This is a genomic window from Marinoscillum sp., assembly GCF_040222955.1.
Classification (GTDB): Bacteria; Bacteroidota; Bacteroidia; order Cytophagales; family Cyclobacteriaceae; genus Marinoscillum.
The window spans coordinates 237,340-262,493 of record NZ_JAVKCA010000011.1; the positions used below are offsets into that span (position 1 = coordinate 237,340).

Annotated in this window: 23 protein-coding genes; 7 read left to right on the forward strand and 16 right to left on the reverse strand. The window is 46.7% G+C overall.

Going from position 1 to position 25,154, the window contains the following annotated elements:
• Positions 1 to 47: 47 nt before the first annotated feature.
• The 13 genes from RIH33_RS10865 to RIH33_RS10925 all read right to left on the reverse strand — a co-directional run bounded on the left by RIH33_RS10865 (position 48) and on the right by RIH33_RS10925 (position 11,489).
• Entirely contained in the window at positions 48 to 1,679 is a 1,632-nt protein-coding gene (locus RIH33_RS10865) for a hypothetical protein (protein WP_406654761.1), read from the reverse strand.
• Positions 1,667 to 2,653, reverse strand: coding sequence for a FecR family protein (locus RIH33_RS10870; RefSeq protein WP_406654762.1), 987 nt, complete (start codon positions 2,651 to 2,653; stop codon positions 1,667 to 1,669). Before RIH33_RS10870 ends, RIH33_RS10865 begins: the two co-directional genes overlap by 13 nt.
• A gap of 6 nt (positions 2,654 to 2,659) precedes the next feature.
• Entirely contained in the window at positions 2,660 to 3,235 is a 576-nt protein-coding gene (locus RIH33_RS10875; protein WP_406654763.1) for an RNA polymerase sigma-70 factor, read from the reverse strand.
• A 21-nt stretch (positions 3,236 to 3,256) separates the two neighbouring features.
• Complete coding sequence (locus RIH33_RS10880; RefSeq protein WP_406654764.1) at positions 3,257 to 4,207, reverse strand: aldo/keto reductase; 951 nt, start codon at positions 4,205 to 4,207, stop codon at positions 3,257 to 3,259.
• A gap of 103 nt (positions 4,208 to 4,310) precedes the next feature.
• Entirely contained in the window at positions 4,311 to 4,754 is a 444-nt protein-coding gene (locus RIH33_RS10885; RefSeq protein WP_406654765.1) for a DUF6265 family protein, read from the reverse strand.
• 85 nt (positions 4,755 to 4,839) lie between these two features.
• Complete coding sequence (locus RIH33_RS10890) at positions 4,840 to 5,730, reverse strand: SDR family oxidoreductase (RefSeq protein ID WP_406654766.1); 891 nt, start codon at positions 5,728 to 5,730, stop codon at positions 4,840 to 4,842.
• Position 5,731: 1 nt separating this feature from the next.
• Positions 5,732 to 6,574, reverse strand: coding sequence for a peptidylprolyl isomerase (locus RIH33_RS10895; RefSeq protein ID WP_406654767.1), 843 nt, complete (start codon positions 6,572 to 6,574; stop codon positions 5,732 to 5,734).
• Between the two features lie 35 nt (positions 6,575 to 6,609).
• Positions 6,610 to 7,521, reverse strand: a complete 912-nt coding sequence (gene hemC / locus RIH33_RS10900; RefSeq protein ID WP_406654768.1) for a hydroxymethylbilane synthase — start codon at positions 7,519 to 7,521, stop codon at positions 6,610 to 6,612.
• A complete protein-coding gene (rimK, locus tag RIH33_RS10905; protein WP_406654769.1) occupies positions 7,521 to 8,423 on the reverse strand; it encodes a 30S ribosomal protein S6--L-glutamate ligase in 903 nt (300 codons plus the stop codon). The genes hemC and rimK overlap by 1 nt, the downstream gene beginning before the upstream one ends.
• The gene (locus tag RIH33_RS10910) at positions 8,420 to 8,854 is read right to left on the reverse strand and encodes an ATP-dependent zinc protease (protein ID WP_406654770.1); all 435 of its coding nucleotides are present in this window, start codon (positions 8,852 to 8,854) and stop codon (positions 8,420 to 8,422) included. Before RIH33_RS10910 ends, rimK begins: the two co-directional genes overlap by 4 nt.
• On the reverse strand, positions 8,854 to 9,978 hold the full coding sequence (locus RIH33_RS10915) for an ATP-binding protein (protein WP_406654771.1): 1,125 nt from the start codon (positions 9,976 to 9,978) through the stop codon (positions 8,854 to 8,856). Before RIH33_RS10915 ends, RIH33_RS10910 begins: the two co-directional genes overlap by 1 nt.
• A 3-nt stretch (positions 9,979 to 9,981) precedes the next feature.
• On the reverse strand, positions 9,982 to 11,172 hold the full coding sequence (locus RIH33_RS10920) for a GlmU family protein (RefSeq protein ID WP_406654772.1): 1,191 nt from the start codon (positions 11,170 to 11,172) through the stop codon (positions 9,982 to 9,984).
• Between the two features lie 68 nt (positions 11,173 to 11,240).
• Positions 11,241 to 11,489, reverse strand: a complete 249-nt coding sequence (locus RIH33_RS10925) for a type B 50S ribosomal protein L31 (protein ID WP_406654773.1) — start codon at positions 11,487 to 11,489, stop codon at positions 11,241 to 11,243.
• Between the two features lie 91 nt (positions 11,490 to 11,580).
• Here RIH33_RS10925 and RIH33_RS10930 point away from each other — a divergent pair, with 91 nt between their 5' ends.
• The 4 genes from RIH33_RS10930 to RIH33_RS10945 all read left to right on the forward strand — a co-directional run bounded on the left by RIH33_RS10930 (position 11,581) and on the right by RIH33_RS10945 (position 17,107).
• Entirely contained in the window at positions 11,581 to 13,236 is a 1,656-nt protein-coding gene (locus RIH33_RS10930; protein WP_406654774.1) for a hypothetical protein, read from the forward strand.
• Positions 13,236 to 15,059 (forward strand): ABC transporter ATP-binding protein, encoded by a 1,824-nt coding sequence (locus tag RIH33_RS10935; RefSeq protein WP_406654775.1) that lies wholly within the window; start codon positions 13,236 to 13,238, stop codon positions 15,057 to 15,059. Before RIH33_RS10930 ends, RIH33_RS10935 begins: the two co-directional genes overlap by 1 nt.
• 72 nt (positions 15,060 to 15,131) lie before the next feature.
• A complete protein-coding gene (locus RIH33_RS10940; RefSeq protein WP_406654776.1) occupies positions 15,132 to 15,503 on the forward strand; it encodes a hypothetical protein in 372 nt (123 codons plus the stop codon).
• A gap of 65 nt (positions 15,504 to 15,568) precedes the next feature.
• On the forward strand, positions 15,569 to 17,107 hold the full coding sequence (locus RIH33_RS10945; RefSeq protein ID WP_406654777.1) for a YifB family Mg chelatase-like AAA ATPase: 1,539 nt from the start codon (positions 15,569 to 15,571) through the stop codon (positions 17,105 to 17,107).
• A 2-nt stretch (positions 17,108 to 17,109) separates the two neighbouring features.
• Here RIH33_RS10945 and RIH33_RS10950 read toward each other — a convergent pair whose 3' ends face one another.
• The 3 genes from RIH33_RS10950 to RIH33_RS10960 form a co-directional block, all read right to left on the reverse strand.
• A complete protein-coding gene (locus tag RIH33_RS10950; RefSeq protein WP_406654778.1) occupies positions 17,110 to 17,733 on the reverse strand; it encodes a hypothetical protein in 624 nt (207 codons plus the stop codon).
• Positions 17,734 to 17,736: 3 nt separating this feature from the next.
• On the reverse strand, positions 17,737 to 20,739 hold the full coding sequence (locus RIH33_RS10955; protein WP_406654779.1) for a class I SAM-dependent DNA methyltransferase: 3,003 nt from the start codon (positions 20,737 to 20,739) through the stop codon (positions 17,737 to 17,739).
• Positions 20,740 to 20,812: 73 nt separating this feature from the next.
• Positions 20,813 to 21,463, reverse strand: a complete 651-nt coding sequence (locus tag RIH33_RS10960; protein WP_406654780.1) for a DUF6962 family protein — start codon at positions 21,461 to 21,463, stop codon at positions 20,813 to 20,815.
• A 116-nt stretch (positions 21,464 to 21,579) separates the two neighbouring features.
• Here RIH33_RS10960 and RIH33_RS10965 point away from each other — a divergent pair, with 116 nt between their 5' ends.
• From RIH33_RS10965 to RIH33_RS10975, 3 genes are read left to right on the forward strand one after another with little or no spacing between them, the layout of a single operon-like run.
• Entirely contained in the window at positions 21,580 to 22,962 is a 1,383-nt protein-coding gene (locus tag RIH33_RS10965; RefSeq protein ID WP_406654781.1) for a neutral/alkaline non-lysosomal ceramidase N-terminal domain-containing protein, read from the forward strand.
• Positions 22,928 to 24,013: an alanine racemase gene (locus tag RIH33_RS10970; RefSeq protein WP_406654782.1), complete on the forward strand. Its 1,086-nt coding sequence runs from the start codon at positions 22,928 to 22,930 to the stop codon at positions 24,011 to 24,013. The genes RIH33_RS10965 and RIH33_RS10970 overlap by 35 nt, the downstream gene beginning before the upstream one ends.
• Complete coding sequence (locus tag RIH33_RS10975) at positions 24,010 to 25,128, forward strand: glycoside hydrolase family 3 protein (RefSeq protein WP_406654783.1); 1,119 nt, start codon at positions 24,010 to 24,012, stop codon at positions 25,126 to 25,128. The genes RIH33_RS10970 and RIH33_RS10975 overlap by 4 nt, the downstream gene beginning before the upstream one ends.
• Positions 25,129 to 25,154: the final 26 nt, after the last annotated feature.

The following is a 25,154-nucleotide window of genomic DNA, read 5'->3' on the forward strand; positions in this document are numbered from 1 at the left end:
ACACTGATGAAAACCAAAGTGGATTTTACCCCCACGCGGTAAGTCCATTAAAACCGAATGGCGGCCTCATAACCTATCCAGGTCTTGGTAAGGGCATTTCCCCGGATATGATGATAGAGGGTGTTGGTTCCAAATCGATCTGAGAACTGAGGGTTTTGGCCATGCCTGCCAAAGAAATAGTAATGAAAGACTGGGCCTCCGTGGATTGAAATCTTCTTAGTGAGCTGACCGCCCATGCGAATACTCCAACGGAGGTCACTGTTGAACCCATCCATAAAGGCACTGTTTAGTGGCTGTAGTGTGTTCATGGTCAATTCTGTGGAGGCGATCAGGGATTTATTAAGGGCCCATTGCGAGCCAAAGCCCAGTCCGTAACTCCACAGCTGTCCGGCATGTGGGTCGATACCTGCTGAGATTACACTATAGAAGCCATTTAAGCCCGACTTGAAGGACAGGTTGTAAGGTGTAATGTCATTGGTGCTGGCTTCCAGCTGATGAAGTTCATCTTTAAAAAGATTGATCAGACCAATGGAAAACCCGCTTTCCACTTCCCTGGCAAGGTTTATAATGCCGATTTGCATGCCTTTCAGTGTTTCCGTTCTGTTGATAAAGCCGGACAGCTGTACACCACTCAACGTACCTGAATTATGATTGGCAAAACCGGACAATTGCATACCGTGGGTTTCTGTGGCAGTATTGAGGCCTCCAGCCAGCTGGAGACCTACTACTTTCCTTGCATGATTGGAGAAGCCAGCCGCCTGAAATCCGGAAAAGTCTTGCAAGGTGATGTTGGAGATTCCTGCCCATTGGTTGCCATGGAAGTAACTTCCAACAATGTTGATGGCTCCGGCCATCTGCAGGCCGGAACCTTCCATGCGCTCCATATTTAAAAATCCGCCTAACTCCACGCCGTGGAGCGAATGTGCGTATCCGGCAATGATATTGAATGAAAATACATTAGAGATCTTGCCGGAAATGAATCCATTGGAACTAAGTCCTGGGAGAAGTGATACCTGGGCCAGTCGGCGTTCTGTGAGGCTTACGTTGCTGGCGTGTTTTCTGACTTTGCTGCGTGTGAAAAAACGCACCAATTTCAGCGTATCTGTTGGGTTCTGTTGCTGGATTTCCTGTATCGGTTTGAGCAATACGGTAAAGAAGCGGTCTTTTGGTGTCACCTGGATCACGGTATCCTGATAGTTGGCTTTACTAATGGCGATGAATGCTACCTCGTCAGGCACAGAGGCAGTTAGTGTGTACTGGCCGAAATGGTCGGTCATGGCGGAGGTGAGGCGGTTTACCTCGTAGACGCTTACTTCTGGCAATTCCTTATGGGTATTGGCATCCAGGATTTCACCCCGGGTGGAAATAGAAAGCTGTTTTTTGGGTTTTTCGGCCGGGACAATGATGATGTACTGGCCTCGTTCCACATAGGAAAGTTTGCTGCCCAGAATTTGTTTTAAAACCACCGGAAGCGCCTCTTGCTCCACTGCCACGTTGACCGGCTGCTCAGGGATTAAGTCACTGTTGTAGGCAAATTTTTTCCCCGTGAGCTCTGTCAATGCCTGGAATACACGCTGATAGGAGGCGTTTTCCATATTCAATGTCACAACATCGTTTGTCTGTGCCCTCACGGAAAGCCCGAGCAGAAGGAAGGAAAACAAGAGCATTACATGTCGCACCCTGTTCCCGAGATTAAGTAGCCATTGTCTGTTTTGTTCACCTCCAGGTTCAGGCTGAGCGAAATGACTTGAAGGATGGTGCTGATGTCCTCATCGTCAAAGACGGCACTCAGGCGACAGGCGCCAAGATTGTCATTATCCATACTTATGGTAGCACCATAGGTGGTTTCCAATGCTTCAATCACACTTTGCAGGGTTTCTCCTTCAAATGTTAGGGTTCTGGTTTTCCAAAAAAGGGCCTGCCCGGTTTGATCAGAGGGGGCACTGGAAATTTGCCGGGTATTCATTTCAAAAACACCTTTCATTCCAGCTGTTAGGATCGCCTCTTGCCCGGAAGCTGCCAGCGAGACGCGCCCGGTTTTTACCTGCACTTCTACTTTTTCACCCGTGGATTTCACATTGAAGGAAGTACCGAGTACAGTGATGGTAGCAGCCCCTGTGGTGATTACAAAAGGATTATCCGCGTTATGAATCACTTCAAAAAAAGCCTCTCCGTCCAGCTGCACTGTCCGGGACGCATCCATCTGCTCGGGATACGTGAGGCTGGCCTGGGCATTGAGGGTAATGTCTGATCCGTCCGGGAGCTTGATGTTTTCAATGCCATCGGCATGGAAAGTGACCCTATCAGTTTCGGAAAAAATACTTTGGTAGAGAAAAGTCATCCCTGAGGTCAGAACCAGTGCCGCTGCCACTTTCCACCACCATTGAATAGTGGAAATCTTGCGGGTGTTATGGTCCGCCTTTTTGGCTTTCACCTTTTGCCACGCCATACCGGTATCGACGGTAAGATGCTCTGAACCCGAGAGTGTTCCCAGATCCGCCCAAATGGTTTGGTAGGTGAGGAAAGAGTCCAAATGTTCCGGAGAAGCGTCACGCCATTGCTCAATGGTGAGTTGCTCATCGTCACTGATCTCCCCAGAGAAATACCTGGCCAGTGCTTCGTGATCGGGGTGATATGGTTGCTTTTTCTCCATGTCTATCTATCTGACAATTAATTCAAAAATTACCCCCATGTCACAGGTAGTCCAAATCACCAGGCTCATATAATCCCCCAGCTCTTCACGCAGGATTTTGAGGGCTTTGCCCATTTGATTCTCCACGGTTTTTAGCGAGAGGTTTAGCTGAGCTGCAATTTCTTTATAGCGTAGGCCTTCAAAACGGTTCAGTTCAAACACCTCACGACATTTGGCAGGTATTTTGTCAAGGGCCGCCCGAAGTTTTTGCTGCAATTCTTCCAGCTCTAATGGTGTCTCCTCGAAGGAATCAGATGCTGTAGCCAGCTGATGGGACTGATACTGATTGACGATTTTCTGATGTTTGAGGTGATTCAGGCTGGCATTTCTGACACAGCCATACAGGTAGGACCTCACAGAACTGGTGATGGCAATGGTTTCGGCTTTGATCCAAACGTTGGTAAATACCTCTTGCACCATTTCTTCGGCTTCATCCTGATCTTTCACATAATTGTAGGCAAATAGCACGAGCGAAGCATAGTATTCTTCAAAGAGTTTTTGGAATTCTACTTCATCGGTCGGAATCTTTACCGTGTTATGCATGGTGCCACCAGTCATCAGTTCTTAGTATTCCCAGATGTCCGTGAGCTTGTAGGGAGAGCCATGAATGGTATATTCTTCTCCTTTAAAATACCGGTATTTGGTGAGCACGATGAGTGATCTGAGGTCCTCTCGATCCACAGAAAAATTGATAGACTCGAGGTTTTCTTTGAGTCTGTCCGGGTTGGTAGACCTGGGGATCACGGCTGTTTTGCGTTTGACGCCATATGCGAGTAGCGCCTGTGCCTCAGTGCAGCCCTGCTTTTGGGCAATCTCTGTAATGGCAGGCTCCGTGAGGAGGAAGGGTTCATTGTCCAGGGTTTGGTCTTCCGGCCTGCCCGGAGACCCTAGAGGCGCATAGGCAGTCATATGGATTTTATTGCTTCTGCAGTAATCGTAAAGCGTTTGCTGGGGCAGGTAGGGGTGAAGTTCGCACTGATTGACCTCAGGAGGCATCATACAGTCCTCCAGCACCAGTTTGAGTTTCTCAATGTTGAAATTACTTACCCCAATGTGTCTGGTTAGCTCAGAATCCTGACAGTCTTCCATGCCAGTCCAGGTGTCTTCCAGTGGCGCTTCTTCTTCGGCCAGATAATCTTCCTCAGCCTGTGGGTACTCGACACCCCGCTCACTGGCGACTGGCCAGTGGATCAGATATAGGTCCAGATAGTCCAACTTCAATTCCGCCAGGGTTTTTTCACAAGCGGGTTCCACGTCATTGTACCGATGGTCTGAATTCCAAAGTTTGGAGGTAATCCAGAGTTCTTTCCGCGTTACCTCGCCATCTGCTATGGCATCATTGAGCGCCTGACCTATTTCAGCCTGATTTTTGTAGATAGGGGCACAATCAAAATGGCGATATCCGATTTGAATAGCTTTGCGAATCACGTCGTAGGCCTGGGTGGCGGGGATACCGGAAGTCCCAAGCCCAATGATGGGCATTTCATCTCCATTGCTGAATTTCAAGTATTTCACTGGCGATAGATTATGGCGTCTATCAAATTTAAGAAAGTTCACAATACCTTCACGGTCTTTGTGAACTTTCTCAGCCGCCATTTCCACAAGCGTGTGGCTTATCTTATTGGTTTCGGGTCATATTGAAAACCTCCGTTCGCGTCACTCCTTCATGGGTCATTTTCAGGGAAATGACCATTTTATCGGGCGCGGTTTGCTCGTAGGTCAGGCCCTTCAGTATCACTTTTCCGGGTGCGAATTCCACCTTTTCGAAAGACACGTATTCTTCTTTGGTTTCCCATGCGGTAAAATCTTCATTGAAATGACGGAGTTTCATACCGGTGCTATCCAAAACCCAAAACTCATAAAAGCTGACCGTGCCGTCTTCACCAAAATGACGAAACATGCCCATCATGGTGCCGTCTTCCGAGGGATCTGACCACACTTCTTCGAAGGTGCCTCCAAATCCTGGTCCGGTCCAGGTGCCGGTAAGCCAGGAGAAATCGGGAGTCTGCCCAGAGGCCATGAGTGAGAGAAGAAAGAATGAAGTAAAGAAGAGATTTTTCATAAGCGTTTTGGTTGAGACGAGCGAGGTGGTTTAAACTGGACAAAAAGGTATGAATTTTACACTTAAAAAGTGCGAATAAAACCAATCAGGAAAGCTGGCTTTTCACGATAGCCAGACCTTCAGTAATGGATCTGGGTTGAAACCCGATGCCCTTTGCTTTTTCGATGAGAAATCCGGTTCTGGGAGGGCGCTTGCCAGGCTGGGTAAAAGTGGAGGCATCTACCGGGCAGATCAATGAGGGGTCCAACCCAAAGAAATCTGCTACCTGAAGCGCCAGGGAATATGGAGTGAGCATCTCTTCACCAGAGATATGAAAAACACCCTGATGTTGATTTTTGGTTATCAACCAGCACCCCAGGGCCAGATCCTCCGCGAGTGTGGGAGTGCGCCACTGGTCATTGACAACTTTGATAGATTTTTGTTGCTCGAGATTCTTTTTGACCCACAGCACGATATTAGATCTGCTCAGGTCGTGGGCCACGCCATAGACTAAAACCGTTCGCACGATCGAAGTTGTTAAACCACTTCTGGAAACCAGTAACTCTGCTTCCAGCTTGCTGCGGCCATAGTGGCTGATGGGGTTGGGGAGGTCATCTTCTTCATAAGGGCCATTTTCTCCGTCAAAGACAAAATCCGTAGAAACGTATGAAAAATAGGCGTTGACAGTTTGAGCAGCCGCCAGCAGGTACGCGGTAGCGTTGACATTGGCCTGCCAGCAAGCCTCCGGGTGAAGCTCACAGTCATCTACCTGAGTCATTGCACCGCAGTGGATGATGGCTTCCGGGTGTGCGTCCTGAATAAGTTTCTGAACTTCTTTTTGTGAGCTGAGATCAGCCGATAAATAAGAATAGCTACCGGTGGGGTTTCTATTAGGCCCCCGGCCGGTAGCTATTGTGGTAATGTCTGGCATCCCGGATAGCAGACTTATGAGTTTCTGACCCAGAAGTCCATTGGCACCGGTGACGAGCACACGCATGCTATTTTTCTTTAGGGTATTCGTACCCGTATTTTTTGGTGATTTCTTTTTTAGGAACCATTTCTAGTTCTATGGTCATGTAGGTGTCTTTTTCAGGCTTGTCACCTCTTGCGGTCTTCACGGCAGCTATTTTGTCAATGACCTCCAGGCCTTCTACCACCCGACCAAAAATGGTGTATTCATCGTCCAGGTGTGGCGCCCCTTCCGTGGTGGTGTAAGTGGTGACCGTTTCAGGATCTATATCACTATCCAAACTAATGCCTAATTCTTTGGATACGTAGTCCTTACAATCCAGGGCCAGTTGATTCATTCCTTCGAAATCACCTTTTTGCTGTAGTGCTGTAAACAGCTGTCTGAGGCTGTCGTATTGATCATCGCGAAGCATTTGGCTCACCCCCTGGTTGAGTTTCATCTGATCGGTGGTAAGCTCTGCTTCGGAGTACTTGCGACCATCCACGATGTAGAACTGAGAACTTGAGGACATTTTCTTTGGGTTCACCTGGTCACCCTGACGTGCTGCGGCTATAGCCCCCTTGGTGTGTTTGAATCCCGCTACTATTTCTGCAGGGATCCTCTGGTCTTCCGTTTCTCTGATGCCTTCTTTCGTCTGTACATCTCCACCCTGAATCATGAACCCTTCGATTACCCGGTGCCAGATCGTGCTGTCATACCTTCCGGCCTTGGCCAATTCAATGAAATTTTTCTTATGTAAAGGGGTCTCATCATAGAGAATGGCTTTCATATCCCCATATTCGGTATGAATGGTGATGAGGTAATCCTTGTTTTTGTCACATGCCGAAAGCGCAATGGCCAGAACAACGAAGGCCAGCAGTAATTTTTTCATAATTGGGAGTTTAGATCAGTTTCAAAGATAAAAAATCAAAGTTGATTACGTATTTCCGCCAGAATTTTATCCCCACCGGCTTTCAGGATTTCTTCGGCGAGCTCATTACCCAGAGAAATGGGCTCATTGCCACGCAGGGTTTTCACAATTCTCTGAGTGCCGTCCAGGCTTACAATGCCACCTGAAATGACTAGTTGATCACCGGACCAATTAGCAAGGGCAAATACAGGAATGCTGCATCCGCCTTCCAACCGGGCTAAATAGGCCCGCTCCGCCAGCAAGCGGCTTTCAGTAGACGGGTGATTAAGCACTGACCGGATGGCGTCTTTCTTCTCCTGCGAAAGTGAATCATGTGCCTCTATGGCAATGCTGCCCTGCCCCACAGCTGGGATAAATTCATCTGAAGCCAGCTCATACCTGATCATGGGATCGTAACCCATGCGGTGGACTCCCGCATAGGCCAGCACAAGCCCATCACAAAGTCCGGACTTCATTTTTTCCAGGCGCGTCTGGAGATTTCCCCGCACATCCACGGTTTCCACATTGGGATAGAAATGTCTGAACAAAGCTACTCTCCGGGTAGAGGAGGTGCCCAGGACGAGGTTCTTGCTCAGGTCAATTGATTTTTCCGAGACAATCACATCGTTGATCTTTTCGCGCGCACCAAAGGCGATGATTTCAAAACCTGAAGGCAACCTGGACTGCATGTCCTTCGCGCTGTGGACGGCTATGTCCACGGCACCCGATGCGAGTTGTTCTTCCAGCTCTTCCGTAAAAACACCCTTGCTCCCTATTTTGGCAATGGAGACGTCCAGCACCTTGTCACCTTTGGTTTCCTTCAGTACCAGTTCTGTTGGGTATCCTGCTTGCTGTAGCTGATCAGCCACATTCTCTGCCTGCCAGAGGGCAAGCTTGCTCTTTCGGGTTCCTATCCTGATGGTTTCCACTAGGCGTTCTTCTTTCTTCCGCGTTTATTTTGATAGTTGCGCTCCACAAATTCTATGATTTTGCCAGCAATGTCTTTATCTGTAGCACTCTCGATCCCTTCCAGTCCCGGAGAACTGTTTACTTCCAGGATAAGTGGCCCGCGATCAGACTGGAGCATGTCTACTCCTGCGATATGAAGCCCCATGGCAGTCGCAGCTTTGATGGCAGCGGCTTTTTCAGATCTCTTTAGGCGAATGAGTTCTGCTGACCCACCCCTGTGGAGGTTAGACCTGAACTCTCCTTCTTTGCCGGTGCGCTTCATCGCGCCAACGACCTCACCATCCACAATAAAGGCACGAATATCTGAGGCTTTGGCTTCTTTGATAAATTCCTGGACGATAATTCGGGCTTTGAGTCCATGAAATGCCTCAATCACCGACTTGGCAGCTTTGATGGTTTCAGCCAGTACCACACCAAGTCCCTGCGTACCCTCCAGTAGCTTTACGATAAGAGGCGCCCCACCCAGGTTTTGGATGATTTGTTTCTCTTCTTTGGAGTAGTTGGTAAAAGCGGTTTTAGGTAAATCCAGTCCTGCCGCGGCCAGCATCTGGAGGCTGCGGAGTTTATCCCTTGACCGGGTGATGGCTATGGATCGGTTGGCACTGAATACGTCCATCATTTCGAACTGACGGAGCACGGCAGTTCCATAAAAGGTGACTGACGCTCCTATTCGGGGGATGACGGCATCATAATCTGTGAGCTTCTGGCCCTGATAATACATGGCCAGCGCATTTTGTTCAATCATGATGTCACACTGTAAATGGTCGATGATGTGTACTTCGTGGCCTCTTTCTTCTCCAGCTTCTTTCAGTCTGCGGGTGGAATACAGATCCGATTTTCTGGAAAGTATCGCTAATTTCATTTTTGAGTTTTCTTTAAGTCAAAGGAAAGGTTTTTTTCGGATACATCTACGAGAAAGCGACCTTTCAAAAGCTTTCTTCCGAGGAGTACTGGGTTTTTCATTCGGCTCCTGTCAGATAGAGAGAACTGCGCAGGATATGCCTTGCCGAAAAGGACAATTTTGGTTTTGATCACATACCGAAGCTGGGCCACGCCATTAGAGCTTTTGATCTTCTTTTGTGTATAGTCAGTGGTTTCGAACCTCTTGCTGATGGAGGTGCCATCCTGATCGATGGATACATGAAAACTCAGCACACCATCTTTCACGGCTATTTTTTTACAATGGATAGAGGAAGTAAATGCCCCGGTATCAATTTTGGCTTTTACATTTTCAATACCGAGATCGGGAAAATCCACTATGTCCGCTCTTCCAATGGTTTTTTTTGTTTTCACTAAGACCTAAGCAGTTTACTACATTGCAATGAAAGGTTCATATACGTAATGCGCGGACTTGCGTTTCTCTGCAAGTGGTTAAGACTGTTGCTAATGTTCATGTAAATGTTTTCCAGCACCTCCAAAGAAGCAAAACCTCCAAATTTCTTGATGAACTCTCCTTCGGCACCCTCACGCTGGAGGAGCTGATCATTCTCTGCTTTGGACAATATGGCATCTCTGATGAGAGCAATGGCAAATTCCAGCTGATTTCGCTGCTGTGGTTTGGAGCTTTGCAGGAAGGATTCTGTGTTTTGCACCATGGCTGTATAATCTCCTTTAAGGCAGATCTGCATCCAGTTTCTGAATGATTCATAGGCGATAGAGCCGGCATGCTCCAGCTCATAGAAAGCCTTACCCATGCTGCCTGATGCGAGGCGGGCAATCTTATCGGCTACCTGTGGGTCTGCCCCGCGCTGGCTGACGAGGTGCTCAGCGATGACTGATTCCTGAAAAGGGGCCACGTTAAAAATCTGTGTTCGGGATTTGATGGTGGCAAGCAGGGTATCATAGGCATAGCTCACCAGCAGGTAGATCGTCTGGGTGGGTGGTTCCTCCAGCACTTTCAGGATGCCATTGGCAGCTGCCGGATGCATGTACTCCGGGTACCAGATGATCAGGATCTTAAAGTCTCCCTCAAAAGACTTCATGCTCACCGTCTTGATGATGTTGCGACTGTCTTCCTTGGAAATGAGCACATTTTTATTTTCGTAACCATTGTAGGTTACCCAGTCCTCAATGTCCGCGTAGGGCTGCTCGTGTGCAAAAGTTCGCCACTTTTTCAGGGTATCACTTTGCAGTTTGTCGTACTCAGTGGCTTTGGACGCGGATGGTTTGGGATAAATATAGTGGACATCCGGGTGGATCATCCGCTCCATTTTGTGGCAGTTGGCGCATTCCCCACAGGCATCCTGTTCCTGCTTGTTTTCACATAGGAGATAGGCCGCAAAGGCCAGGGCCATGGATAAGCCACCACCACCTACCGGACCATTGAAAAGCTGGGCGTGCGCAATGTGATTGTTTTTGTAGGAGGCCACTAATGACTCCTTTAAACCTTCCAAACCAGGGATGTCGGCAAAGCGCATAGACTAATCTGTTTTTTCCCAGACCCGATACTGGGCAGAGGCCTCAAAGATATGATTTAGGATGTTTTTATCCTGTTCGGTCAGTTCTAAATTTCTTCTTTTCATGACCACCTGCGCAGTGATGAAAGCTTTGCGAGGTTGGTGGGTCACGAACCCCTTGGCTCCACCCCATGAAAAGGACGGAATAATGTTGCGTGGAAAACCTTCCCCAAAGATATTGGCCGCCACCCCGACCGTAGTTCCGGTGTTGAAGAGTGTGCCAATGGCTGTTTTACTGTGGTCACCCATGATCAACCCACAAAACTGGAGGCCGGTATGAACGAACCGACCAGAGGCAAAGTCCCACATGCGCACAGGATCGTAGTTATTTTTCAGGTTGGAATTGTTAGTGGCTGCCCCAAGATTGCACCACTCACCCAGCACGGAGTTGCCAAGAAAGCCGTCATGGCCTTTGTTGCTTCGGCCCCAGAAAACACTGTTGGAGATTTCACCTCCCATTTTGCACTGTGGTCCCGCGGATGTATCGCCACGCAGTTTGGCGCCCATGGCCACTATGCTGCCTTCGCCCATTCCAAAAGGCCCCCGAATGATGGCCCCCTCCTGTACTTCACTATGCTTACCCAGATAAATGGGGCCATTTTCTGCATTGAGAACGGCGGCACGAACCTGAGCGCCTTCCTCCAGAAAGATGTCCGAACCATAACTGACAGTGTGAGCATCTGTGATGGGTTGGCTGGTTCTTCCCCTGGTGAGGAGCTCAAAATCTTTTCTGATCTCAGCACCGTTTAGCCGAAAGATGTCCCACGTATAGGAAACCTGGTCATAAGACTCCTCGAAAGGAACCGTCTGATAACCATCATGCAAAAGGGGGTTGTGTTTGCCCCGGGCAGCAAGGGGCCGCTCTCCATGCCTGAGTACCTGACCGGGCTTCAGTGTTTTGACGGCCTGTACGAGGGAGCGGTCAGGCAAAAGACCGTCCACAATCCAGAGGGTATTTTCCTCAGCGGTAACCCCAGTAAATTTCTCCTGAAGGTAAGGGAGTGTATCAAACCCAAAATCTACGGAATCGAATCGTCGGGCCCACTTTTCAGCGATAGTAAGAATACCCACGCGCAAATTAGCAATGGGTCGGGTATAGGTAAGGGGAAGAAGCTGCTGATGGGCTTCCGGGTGTTCAGCAAAAAGTATGCTCATAGGGGCAAAAATAAAAAAGTCTTCAGGACAAATGCCCGAAGACTTCAATTACTTATGTCTATAAGAAATTACTTACTTTTCTTGTACTTCTTATTGAATTTCTCAACTCTACCGGCAGTATCCAAGAAGATTTTCTTACCTGTGTAAAACGGGTGAGAAGCAGAACTAACCTCTATCTTCACCAATGGGTATTCGTTTCCGTCTTCCCATTTGATGGTTTCGCTACTAGTCATTGTAGACTTGGTAATGAATTTGAATTCACTAGTGGTATCTAAAAAGACTACTTCTTTGTATTCTGGATGGATGTCCTTTTTCATAATTCTTTTCTGATGCTTTTCTTAAAAAGGATTGCAAAGATAGAGTAAATTCCACGAGAATCAAAAGCTACTTTTTTAATATTTTTACCACGTGAGATATACCTTTTCTGTTTTACTAACCCTGAGCATCAGTTACTTAAGTGCGCAAAGTACTGATATCCCATTAAACGGACCTGCCTATCACATTCTGGACGAGTGGGACGTGAAGGCGGAAAAGAGCCTTTTTACTACCATAAAGCCGGTTTCCAGAAGATACTTTGCAGAGAATATAGAGGCAGTGACTGTTGGGAAATCCCGTGCAGATGTCTGGGACAAAACATACATCATCCAGGAGACCAGGGAGTATCGGGACAGTACAGCAAGAAATCAAAAGCCTCTCTTCGGGCGATTTTTTGAGTATCCGGCGGATCTTTTTGCGGTTAGTCAGGACGATTTTGATTTGCATGTAAGCCCCGTAGTGGTATTGGGGGTAGGGAAAGAGACTGATTCTCGCTTTGACAAGGTGCTTTTTGAGAATTATCGCGGACTTGAGCTTAGGGGCACCATTGACAACAAAGTGAGTTTTTACACCCTACTCACAGAAAATCAGGCCCGGTACCCATACTATGTGCAGCAGGTGACTGACTCCACAATCGCCGTGCCCTATGAAGGCTTCTGGAAGGCTCACAATGATACGGGAGTCGATTTTCTCCGGGCACAGGCCTATATTGATTTTAATGTATCAAAGCATATCAGCGCGCAATTTGGGTATGGAAAGCACTTCATTGGGGATGGCAGGAGATCACTTATTCTCTCGGATGTGGGCAACAATTATCCGTACCTGAGGATCAACACCCGAATATGGAAAGTACAATACACCAATATTTTTGCGCAGTTGGTAGGTGAAACCACCGGCGGCACCTATGGGCTGGATGGAATCGGAGCCTTTTCCAGAAAATATCTGGCCAGCCACCACTTGAGTTTCAACGCAGCACCTAACCTGACGGTCGGGCTTTTTGAATCGGTGGTGTATGGAGACTCATCCGGCACACTCAAAATAGATTACCTGAATCCGCTCATATTCTACAGAGCACTGGAACAGCAGGATGGCAGCTCAGATAATGTGTTATTGGGGCTGGATTTTAAATGGAACCTCTGGCAGCGGATTTCACTATATGGGCAGCTGGTCATTGATGAACTCATCGTGAGTGAGGTGTTCAGCAAAAGTGGTTGGTGGGGAAACAAACAGGGCTTCCAGCTTGGGGCCAAGTATTTTGATGTTTTCGGGATTCAAAACCTGAATGGGCAGGTGGAGCTCAACAGAGTAAGACCATATGTATACGGTCATGAGACCAATTTTACCTCCTATAGCCATTATAACATGGCATTGGCACATCCTATGGGAGCCAATTTTCAGGAGGTATTATTCTCCCTGAACTTTCGGCCTTTGCCAAAGCTCAAACTGCAAGGGGACCTGCTCACCGCACGCTATGGCGATGATCTGGGAAACCTCAATTATGGCAGAGATGTTCTGAAGACCTACCTCCCGGCCAAAAGACCAGGTGACTATGATAACCAAATGTATCAGGGAGTAGACACCAGGCTATTGATGGGACAGGCTAAAATTTCATACCAGGTCTATCACAACATGCTTTTGGACCTGGATGTAATCTGGCGCAGAGAGACATCAGATTTGGATGAGCAGGAGACCACCATAGTGGCCACCACCTTTCGGTGGAATTTTCCATCCAGAAGTTATCTTTTTTGATGCCTGTTTTTTGGAGAATATTGGGTTTTGCACGGCCATTGGGGCTGGTAGTACCGCAATATCTGGTGCTCATCACGCTGGCCACGGTATTTAGTGTGATCAACCTCACCGCACTGATTCCCTTGTTGCAGGTACTTTTCAATGAAGTGGAAAGCAGTCAGGCGATGGTTCAGCCACCATTTTCTTTGACCATTGGCTACCTCCGGGGCTTGTTCTATTATCGTCTCAATGAGGTTGTAGCAGTCAGTGGCCGGTTTTCGGCCTTATATTATATCTGTCTCCTCATGGTCGCTTCGGTGCTGCTGGCCAATTTTTTTCGGTACCTGTCTCAGCTCATTCTGGCCAGGGTGCGGGTACGGGTGATTCAAAACCTGAGAAATGCAGCTTTTAAAGCGATTACCAATTCGGATGTGGGCTATTTTGCTTTGCGAAAGAAAGGAGACCTTATTTCAAGGGTGAGTACGGATGTGCAGGAGGTGGAACAGTCTGCCGTAAGCGCGCTCAAAATTATGGTCAAGGAGCCTTTTCTGATTGTTGGCTATTTTGTTGTGCTTTTTACCATTTCCACGGAACTCACACTATATACCCTTACACTGGTGCCTTTAGCCGGAATGGCAGTATCCATAGTGGCCCGGAGAATCCGCAAATGGGCCCGTCAATCCCAGGAGTCCCTGGGTCAGATGAATAGTACCCTGGATGAAACCATCACCGGCATCCGAATTATCAAGTCGCTTGCCGCCCAGTCTTACATCCGAGAGCGGTTTGTCAAAGAAGTGAAGGCTTATGCCGCCCAGTCTTACAATATTTCCAGAAAGGCAAATCTCGCGTCTCCCATCTCTGAAGTGATTGGTGTGGCGGTGCTCAGTGTGGTGCTGATCATGGGGGGAAAGATGGTGCTTTCTCCTGCTCCGGAACTGAGTCCGGCTGAGTTTATCGGGTTTTTGGTCATTTTCTCACAGGTGCTCGTTCCCGCCAAGGCCATTTCTGTGGTTTTCAGTGAGGTCAACAGAGGGATTGTTTCCGCTCGCCGGGTCTTTGAGTTGGTGGACAGCCATCCGGAGATTGTGGAATCCGATGAGGCAAGTCCGGTCAGCTCCCTCCGGCTCGAAATTGTCTTCAAGGGAGTGAGCTTTGCCTATGAGGAGCAAGATGTGATTGATCAGTTGAACATGACGATCCCGAAAGGCAAAATTATTGCTTTGGTGGGGCCTTCAGGTGGAGGAAAATCAACCATTGCCGACCTTTTGTGCAGGTTTTATGATCCCACTCATGGGAGCATTCAGGTAGATGGTGTGGACCTGAGATCACTTGCCCTGGACCAATGGAGAGGATTAATCGGGCTCGTTTCACAGCAGCCGCTTCTTTTTCATGACACCATTGCCCATAACATTGCATTCGGTCGGGAGGAGATTTCCTTGGCCCAAATCAAAAAAGCTGCGGAGGCTGCCAATGCGGATGGGTTTATTGAAGCTCTTCCTTTGGGGTATGATACCATCATTGGAGAAATGGGCAATAAGCTCTCGGGTGGCGAGAGACAACGCCTGACCATTGCCCGGGCCATCTTGCAGAATCCGCCAATCCTTATTTTGGATGAAGCTACTTCTTCATTGGATGCACAATCTGAGGAACAGGTGCAGCAGGCTTTATCTGCATTGATGAAGGACCGCACCACCCTGGTGATTGCGCATAGACTGAGCACAATTCAACATGCTGATGAAATTCTCGTTATCAATAACGGGCGCATCATGGAGCGTGGCACCCATGATCAGCTGAAGACCACATCCGGTCTATATCAACAACTGACCGAATTGCAGTCTTTTTGACCCGTTCAGCCGATCTGCTTGGGGGGGAAACAGAATATTTATCTAATTTTCAGGTACACTCTAAGAAATCAGATGAGAAAGTTCAAGTTGTTTTTTTACCCTGTCTATTTGATCGCCATTTTTTTGGTGCTTTACTTCAGTATGGACATCCTGGCTCATATGGATAATTATAAGGAAAAGATCGATATGACTTTTGCCCTCAGGAAGCTTCCTGTATACTTAATGAGTGCATTTATCTTATTGGGAGTGCTTATGCTCGTAGAGCTTATCGCTGAAAACTTTCAGATATTGGATTTAAAAAGACGAGTGAAAAAAGCCGAGGAAGAGGTTTTGAAATACAAAGCAAAGCTCTATGACCAGTCCCAGGAGGATGAGGAGGAAGAGAGTAAGCCTTTCAAAATAGACCTGGGTGAAGAAGACGATGATGATGACGATGATGACTGATTTCAGATTATCAAAAAGAAAGTTGCCTCTTGCACAGTTAATCGAGAATACGGTATATTAGAACCATGCTCGCAAAGACGTATGGAAGTGCCGTATATGGCGTCAATGCCTACACCATTACAATAGAAGTGAACGTTGGTCAGGGAACCAGATTTTATATGGTTGGTCTGCCGGACTCTGCCGTGAAGGAGAGCGAACAACGTGTAGAATCCTCCATCAAATACCATGGCTATCGCATGCCCCGCCAAAAGGTGGTGGTGAACCTGGCTCCCGCCGATATCAAAAAGGAAGGTTCGGCTTATGACCTGCCTATTGCCCTGGGGATTTTGCAGGGTTCGGAGCAGGTGAGCTTCCCGGACCTTGAAAAGTACGTGATCATGGGCGAGCTGTCCTTGGACGGCATGCTTCGTCCCATCAAAGGAGCCCTTCCTATAGCCATAGAGGCACGTAAAAAGGGGTTCAAAGGATTTATTTTACCAAAGGAAAATGCCTCTGAGGCTGCCATCGTAGACGATATAGAAGTCATTGGTGTGGAGACGATCAAGGAAGCCATTGAGCACCTGGATGGTACTGCCCCAATAGAACCATTGCATTATGATACCCGCGACGTTTTCTTTTACGACCTGGATCAGGTAGATGCAGACTTTGCCGATGTGCAGGGTCAGGAAAACATTAAGCGAGCCATGGAAATAGCTGCGGCCGGAGGTCACAACGTGATCATGATCGGTCCGCCCGGAGCAGGGAAAACCATGCTGGCGAAACGACTTTCTTCCATTTTGCCTCCCTTGTCACTGCATGAAGCCCTGGAAACCACTAAAATTCATTCAGTGGCCGGAAAACTGGGCGGCAATGGTAAGCTGATTGCCAACAGGCCATTCCGCTCCCCTCACCACACCATATCCGATGTGGCACTGGTCGGGGGTGGAGGCATTCCACAGCCCGGGGAAATTTCGCTGGCCAATAATGGCGTACTTTTTCTGGACGAATTACCTGAGTTTAAACGCACTGCCCTTGAGGTGATGCGTCAGCCGCTGGAAGAGCGACGGGTGACCATCTCCAGAGCCAAAGTTTCCATTGACTACCCGGCCAACTTCATGCTGGTGGCCAGCATGAACCCCTGCCCATGCGGGTATTATAACCACCCGGAGAAAGAATGTGTGTGTGGTCCGGGAGTGGTCCAGCGCTACCTCAATAAAGTAAGTGGCCCCCTGCTGGATCGCATCGACCTGCACGTGGAGGTTACTCCCGTATCATTTGATCAAATGACGGCTGACCGAAAAGCGGAGTCCAGTCTGGAGATCAGAGCACGTGTGATCCAGGCACGCGAAATTCAAAAAGATAGATTTAAGGATACTCCGGAGGTTTTTAATAACGCCATGATGGGCTCCAGTACCACCAAGGAACTTTGTAAAATCAACGAGGGTGGAAAAGTACTCCTGAAAACGGCCATGGAAAAGCTTGGGCTCTCAGCCCGGGCCTATGACCGCATCCTGAAGGTGTCCCGAACCATTGCCGACCTGGCGGCCAGTGAGGACATCAAGATAGAGCACCTGGCAGAGGCCATTCAGTACCGAAGCCTGGACCGGGAAGGTTGGGCGGGGTAGGCTTAGTGAACGTAAACCCAGAAATGGTGAAGAGTCACCTCTGTTCCTTGGATTCTTGGATGTACAGAAGTTAATCTAGCAATTCGATCAAAATGTAATTTTTCCAGTTTTTCATTTTCAGACCAAGAAGCATCCAATACCCATTGATTAATTGTGGAAAACCAATGATCAAAACTTTGTTCTTTCACGTAAGCAATCATGGCATTTTCTGGAAGTAACCTTCTTTGGTTATCTACACCGTGATTCTCGTCCTTGAAGCGTTGAATACCTCCACCTTTTCCATATACATACTCATATTCTTTTCTATCACCAGTCAATGGTGTGGGGAGGACTTTGGCCTCAATGGTAAAGAATAAAATTGCACCATGATAAACGCCTATATCTATAGTATTTCTGCCTTGTTGAGGATTTTCTCTTTCAAAACTGAACTTTTGATCACATCTTGACTTCATGAAAACACAAAATGCTGTTGAATATTGGTTTTCATTTTTTCTTAAGGCAAGTATTTCAACAAACTCATCAGAAGAAGTGAAATATGGTAATTGAGTATCTATATAGCCGATTAACTGACCGATTAAGTTATTTGGCTCTAAATTCCGAAATGATTTGATTCCACTTGTACTCATCTATCAATAATCATTGTTATTTAGATCAACAAATGTTTCATCGGCATCTCGCAAAGCAATTGATTTCAGCCAGTAGCGTAGAGCATTCGGCTTGATAAAGTAGACACAATCAAAGCCATCTACATGATCGTAAAGTCTGACGATTCGCTTGTAGGCCGCTCCTCTGTTGGCGTTATTGTTTATCAGATTTTTAATAGTGTCATCTAGTTCGTTACTGATAAATTCTTGCTTCAACTTACCATCTACACCAAACCCAATTTGATAGACTGTATAAGAAGGCATTCTGTAAATTTTGCCTGACTGCCAGCTATTGCCATTTTTTGCATAGATGTCATTGAGTTCAGCGCAGAGGACTTCTCCATATTCGTTAAGTTGTGGTACCGTTACTGGGTAATGGAGAATAGCACCGGCGGATTTTTTGGTAATTTGCTTCCCGAGATGAATTCCATATTTTAACAGGTCATCCAAAAGGAATTTCATGGAATTGGACAACAGCAGTGAGTCTCGTTTTTCAGTGTAGGGAAGCAAATCCAAATCCTCCTTTACAAATGTTGTCTCCTTGTTAATAAGAAGCTTTGCACTGGTAGCCAACATATACCCTTTCAAAATCTGATAATTATCTTTTAGGTAATTTTCAATTGTACTCAAGTCTAATTTTGAAGGTGCATGAATACCAATAAAGCTTATATTAAAGGGTTGAGGATGTTCAAATAATTGCATTGGGATTGATTCTTTACCAAGAATTTCAGCCAAAACCAGAAGTGGTGGTTCGTAAAGTTCCTTGGGTCTAGGAGCTTCAAATCCCTCGTTCACCTCTTTTACAAAGTAGAAACCATTATTTTGGCTAAACCTTGTTTTTGTGTCCAATGTTTGTTTCCCAGTTAAATAGGGAGCAGGGTATTTTTTTGTATTACTGCCTCCAACTTTATAGCCTGAACTATATTTCCAATTTGGATTCTTTTCCTGTCTTTTTTCAATATAATCTTTCAAAGTAGACATCAGACTGAGTCTATAAATGAAGTGAAACAACCTTCCTCCACCAAGTAGATTAGTTTTCCAAACGAACTGCTTGTCTGGATCAACTGCCCAATCCCATTTTACCAGATGCCGATCATAGTCATCAATTTCAAATCGGATTTTCTGATCTACGGAAATCGTTCTTTTAACCACGATATGGTTGATGGCTTTAAACTCAGAGGGTTTGTTTTCAGCAAAAAGCGCAACCACAGGAGTTCTTCCTAGCTTTTTCTTACTTCTTTTTTTTACAAAAAGAGTTTCTCTCAAGTGTGTAAAATCATATATATCCGAGACATAATAATTGGTAAATAGTTGCTCTCTGTAATTTTTGGCTGGATCGGATTTGGTATATAAGAGGACATTAGAAGGAATGATCATGCAAATACGATCTGCCAACAACATTGAAGTTTCAAAGAAATGAAGTGCAAAATTACCGCTTGGGATTGCATGCCTCAACTCCAATGAGTCAAGAACCTCTTTCTTTAAGACTTCTTTTTTGGTTGTTCCTTTTTCTTCGTTAAAGGGTGGATTTCCAAGAACAAGTGAGAATCGATCATTATTACGCTTCGCATCGAGCGCCCATCCAAAAAAACCTGTTTTGTCTTTCCATTTGATGATGTTCTTTTTGCTTAAATCTTGAAATTTTAAGTTTTCCCAAACCTCTTTCGGTGTTAAAACATCCAATAAAGCAGTTGTAAGTCCAAAGATGGTTACTAACACTGCTGTCTTTTTTACATCTACTCCGAAAATATTGTCTTCCAATATCTTCTGCGCAGTTAGCACATCTGGATACCGAATTTCTCCGGTTCTTTCACTTTCAGCAATTGCCCACCATTGAAGCAATCTTTTGTAGGCAGCAACTAGAAAAATTCCGGAGCCACATGTAGGGTCCAGTATTTTGTAGAGCCCATTCTCAATAAAAGATAGAGGTGGATTATCCAAGGGCATCACTTCATCCACCATAAAGTTGACCAAATGAATGGGCGTATAAACAACCCCCTTTTCTGGTCCCTTTCCATCCAAATTGGCTTCTTTTTGAATAAAGTCTTCGTAAATCGAACTAATCACTTCGGCAGGAAGGTGTTGGAAACTATACTGCTCCCATAAAAAAAGCTGTTTGGTCGCTATGTCAATATCAGCTCGTAAAAATTGAGCTAATAACGTCAAGTCTGTTTCCTGAACTTGTTTTTCCTCTTCTGGAGAAAATTGATCAAAGACCTTTCCATTAAACTCGGTAGAAAGAGCACTAAGAACAGCTAGAAATCGTCCTTTCTCTACTGCATCAATCAAATTTTCTACTTGAAGTTTAACATATATGTCATCAAGTGTTGATCGATCAGTCCCCGAATCTTTTTTTTCTTCCAGAAATTTCACCAAAATACTTAACACAAGCATTTTGTCTATGGTATCTAATTGAAGCTGATTCTTACTGTTTTCATAGAAGCCAACCCTTACCTCCATTAGATAATCAATGAGGTGCTGGTATGGACTTCTATCAATATTGATAGAGTTCAGTTTTTCTGTCTCTTCCCAAAAAGTGCCTGTCCCGAATAGATGTGCCGCACTTTGTTTCTTCTCAAGTTCCTCAAGAGCTTGTGAGGTAAATTTCAGACTGTCGACAGAAAGCCCATTTTCTCCTTTCTTGACCGCTGCGGGTTGTCTTACATTGTAGATATCCAATCGTGTATTGGAGTGAATAATAATGTAAATATCAATTTTTCCTTCACTCCACAATGCTGCGTGAATGTCTTTGTGTTTCTGACTATTCAGTGGAACATCCTCTACTTTGAAAATACAAACCGATGGCTCGGACTTGTATGCTTTTGAATCCTCCTGATTCTTAAAATGACGTCTAAAGAAAACCGCATAGGCATTGAGCTTGCTCACTTCCGAGATATACAAGCGTTCGTACCCATTCTTTATGCTATCGGGTCGATTGCACAGAACAAGTCCATTTTCTTCACTAAAATCAAGGATTTGTGGCTGCATTTAACCCAAAAATAGGAGAATTAACCTACATAATCGATAGAGAACTAGGATCAATTTGGGAGCGCTGGTTTAACTACTTGGAGGAGGGACCCCCCTGATAGTTTTTCACCCCCTGGTAAAACAGCCAGTACATCGCCAGCATCAGGAAGTGTGCTATGTCATCCCGAGTAAACCACGATGGGTGGATATCCAGCTTGGCCACTTTCACCCCGGCCATCACAAAGAGAAAGACCATCCCCTGCAGGAAGTACTTATAATTAGGAGCCCCGGCTTTCATCCGCTGATAGGAGAGCACACCCACAAGAACGAAAAATCCCGCAGTGTGCACCATTACCCATTTGAAGGAAAAGTCCATCACCAGTAGTACCAGCGTGGCGAAAAGTTTGCTTCGGATCACTGTGATGAGCATTTGCCGTTTTTTGCTGTCAGTGACGTCCAGAGTCATGGCATACTCAGCGGATACACCCCCCAGAATGGCGATCGACCAACCGGGAATTTTCCCAAGAATGCCCACATACCCAAACAACAGGTGGGAGAAACCTCCGAAAACAAGGGAAATGGAATAGGCCAGGAAAAACCAGGACCAGTATTTCTTGAAGGGTTCTTCTGACCCCTTGAGGCGGACATAGAGAATTCCGCAAAGTGAAGCCAGCACCCAGTTCATCAGTGTGCTGAGTGGTTCCAGCAGGGAGAGCCCAAACAGCTCAAAAGTGACCTTTTCCAATAGCTTTTATCGTTGGTGAGAAATTGGTTAAAACGTTTTGGAGAGGCGAAACTAAATAAGTTAGTCCTAAGATATTCCTTAAATTGGCCATTACTTCCAGAAGCTAATTTTGGTTCATGATCCGGATGACCCTCAAACTATTTGCAATTTTACTGGTGCTGGTTGGCTCATTGGCCATTACTACCCTGACGGTGGTAGATAGAAATCACTACCAGAACAGGGCTTTTTATCAGGAAATGAACCTCAGGCTGGACTCTCTCGCCCGAGCCTTTGAGCTTCAGCCAAATGCGGATTCTTTGCAGATCGGCTGGTCAAGGGTAAATATTACCCCAGCGCAGAAAGTCCCACTGGCGGGATATGGAGCCCGTGACCCCAAGGAAATGACCGGAATCCATGACTCCAGTTATGTCCGTACGGTGATTTTCCAAAAAGGGGAAGAAAAAATAGCAGTAGTCACCGCTGATCTGCTCATCATCCACCCGGAGTTGTCAAGGGCGGTACTGAGTGGTCTGCCTGCGGGCTGGTCAGCGGAGCAAATATATTTTACTGCCTCACACACTCATTCGGGACAGGGGGGCTGGGCTCCGGGAATAGTTGGTGGTTTGTTTGCCGGGGATTTTGATGCCGCCCGAATAGGCTTCCTCGCTCTTAAAATGATCGAGTCCATTCAAAAAGCCGGTGATTCGCTCAGGCCCGGCGAAATATCAGTGGGTGAACTGTCTGTAGATGATCTGGTGAAGAACAGATTGGCCAAAGAAAAGGGAATCGAGGACCCATGGATGAAAGTAATCCAGCTTCGAAAGGGTGCGGAAAAAGGGATTCTTGTCTTTTACAGTGCTCACGCCACCTGTTTTGGTCAGGATTTCAGCCTGCTGTCGGGGGATTTTCCGGCCAGGTTTAACCTATTGATGGAGTCTGACAGTGCCATTACCTTCTCGGCTTATGGTGCCAGTGCAGTAGGGAGCATGGGGCCAGAGGTAGTGGGTACCGATCAGGGGCAGAACGCAGAAAAAATAGCGCAGGAACTCAGGCAGCAGGTAACGCTCTTTAGTCTCCTTGGTGCGGGCTACCGCGAGGTACCTGCCCTCTCGTCGTTTCGACTGAGTGTCTCCCTGCCAGACCCGGCCTTCAAGATATCAAAACACCTGGCACTCAGACCTTACCTGTTCAAATGGGCTTTTGGGGACTATCCTCACTATGTGTCGGTGATGATCGTAGGAGAAACCATCTTTGTTGGCATGCCCTGTGATTTTTCAGGTGAGCTGGCCGTGCCACTTTATGAAAAAGCCAGGAATTTGGGCTACCAGCTCATCATTACTTCTTTCAATGGAGACTATGCCGGCTATGTGATCAGAGATGAGTGGTATGATTTACCTAAATATGAGGCCCGAACCATGAGCTGGTATGGTCCGTATGCAGGGCAGTATTTTACAGAAATAATCAATCGTATAATAGACACTATAGATGAAAATTACCAGACCGACACTCCTGATAGATGAGACCAAAGTCAGAAAAAACATTAAAATGATGGCCGAAAAGGCCCGCAAGAGTAATGTGGTGCTTCGTCCTCATTTTAAAACCCACCAATCAGCGACCATTGGCCAGTGGTTTGCTGAGGAAGGAATTACCTGTGCCACCGTTTCTTCGGTGGACATGGCCAGGTACTTCGCAGATGCGGGATGGAAGGACCTTACCATCGCCTTTCCCTATAACCCGTTGGAGGCCGATATGATACAAAAGCTGGCCAGTGAAATCCATCTCAATGTTTTAATCGTGTCGAAAGAGGCGCTTGATCACCTCAACCAACATGTGGATGCTCCTTTGGGATATTTCATCAAACTGGACGTAGGTACTCATCGGACGGGTGTAATGCCGGAAAACCTCAACGAAATCCACAACATAGCCCATAGTAAACACCCAAACCATCACTTGAAGGGATTACTGGCTCATGCAGGCCATACTTATAAACCTTTGACCAAAGCGGAGGCTGGTGAGATCTACCGTGGTTCATTGGCTGCTTTTGACAATGTGAGTCAGGCCATTGGCAAAGACGATTTGATTTATTCGTATGGAGACACCCCGTCCTGTTCATTGTTGGATGATTTTTCTGAGGTGCAGGAGCTTCGTCCGGGTAATTTTGCTTTCTACGATGTGATGCAGCATCATTTTGGGTCTTGCTTGCTCGATGATGTGGCGGTGTGCATGGCCTGCCCGGTGGTTTCTATCCACCCGGAGCGCAGCGAGGTGGTTGTATATGGAGGAGGAGTGCACCTCTCCAAGGATTTCATACAGGTGGGTGACCGGCGAGTGTTTGGCACGGTGGTTTCTACTGATGGCACGGGTTGGGAAACCACGCCCCTGGCTACAGTAGATCGGCTTTCACAAGAGCACGGGATCATTCGGGGGTCGTCTGCCTTTATTCATTCGGTCAGGATTGGAGATCTGGTAGGGATTTTGCCTGTGCATAGCTGCATGGCTGCTGACCTTCAGGGTTACTATGTATCTTTGGCCGGCCACCGAATAGAAAAATTTAATAAAGCCACTTTATGAGAAAAGCATTGATAGCTGGAATGCTCCTACTTGGAGTATCCCAAAACCTTTTGGCTCAGGGGAATTTGCCTGTAACAGATTCTCTGGATCTGATGATCGGGCAGATGATTATGACCGGACTGGGTGACTTTAATGAGCTGGACAGGGGAGCACCCGTCTTTGAGGCGATCAGAGCCGGCAAGGTGGGTGGTGTTATTCTTTTTGAGAAAAACCTGAACAGTAAAAATACGGAGGAGAATATACAGGAAATCCTCAGCTATGCCCAGGCCCAGACGGGGATACCTTTGCTGGTGAGCATAGATGAGGAAGGTGGTAGGGTAAACAGGCTCAAAACGAAATATGGTTTTCCAAGGACGGTGACGGCTCAATATCTCGGCACCCTCAATAATCCGGACTCCACAAGTTTCTATGCAAAACAAACCGCTTCTATTTTGTATCAACTGGGTGTCAACATGAACTTTGCCCCATCGGTGGATGTGAATGTTAACCCCTCCAATCCGGTCATTGGTAAAATCGGGAGGTCTTATTCTTCGGACCCGACTGTGGTGGCCAGACATGCCCAGCTCACTGTTGAAGCACATGATCTCTTCGGGATCGCCACTGTTCTTAAGCATTTTCCAGGCCATGGCAGCTCACGAGACGATTCTCATTTGGGTCTGGCAGACGTCTCTGATACCTGGAGGTTTGAGGAGCTGCTACCTTACAAAGCTTTACTGGATTCCGGAAAAGTGGATGCTGTGATGACCGCTCATATTGTGAATGCCGTACTGGACGACCGGAAACTCCCTGCCACCCTGTCTGACAAAGTGATATCAGATGTGCTGAGAGGGTTTCTGGAATATGACGGGGTGGTGATCTCAGACGATATGCAGATGCGGGCCATTAGTGCTCAGTATGGACAGGAAGATGCCATCAAAATGGCCATTAATGCAGGCGTGGACATCCTCCTTTTTGCCAATAATGTGCCGGACTATGACCTGGTCACTGCGGAGCAAATTCACTCAATCATTAAGAAATTCATTAAAAATGGAGATATTAGTGAAGAGCAAATTGCTAAATCATACCAGCGAATTATGATTTTGAAGGAGAAAATGGGACTGACAAGCACTAAATAAAATATAAACATCAAGTCAAATAGGTA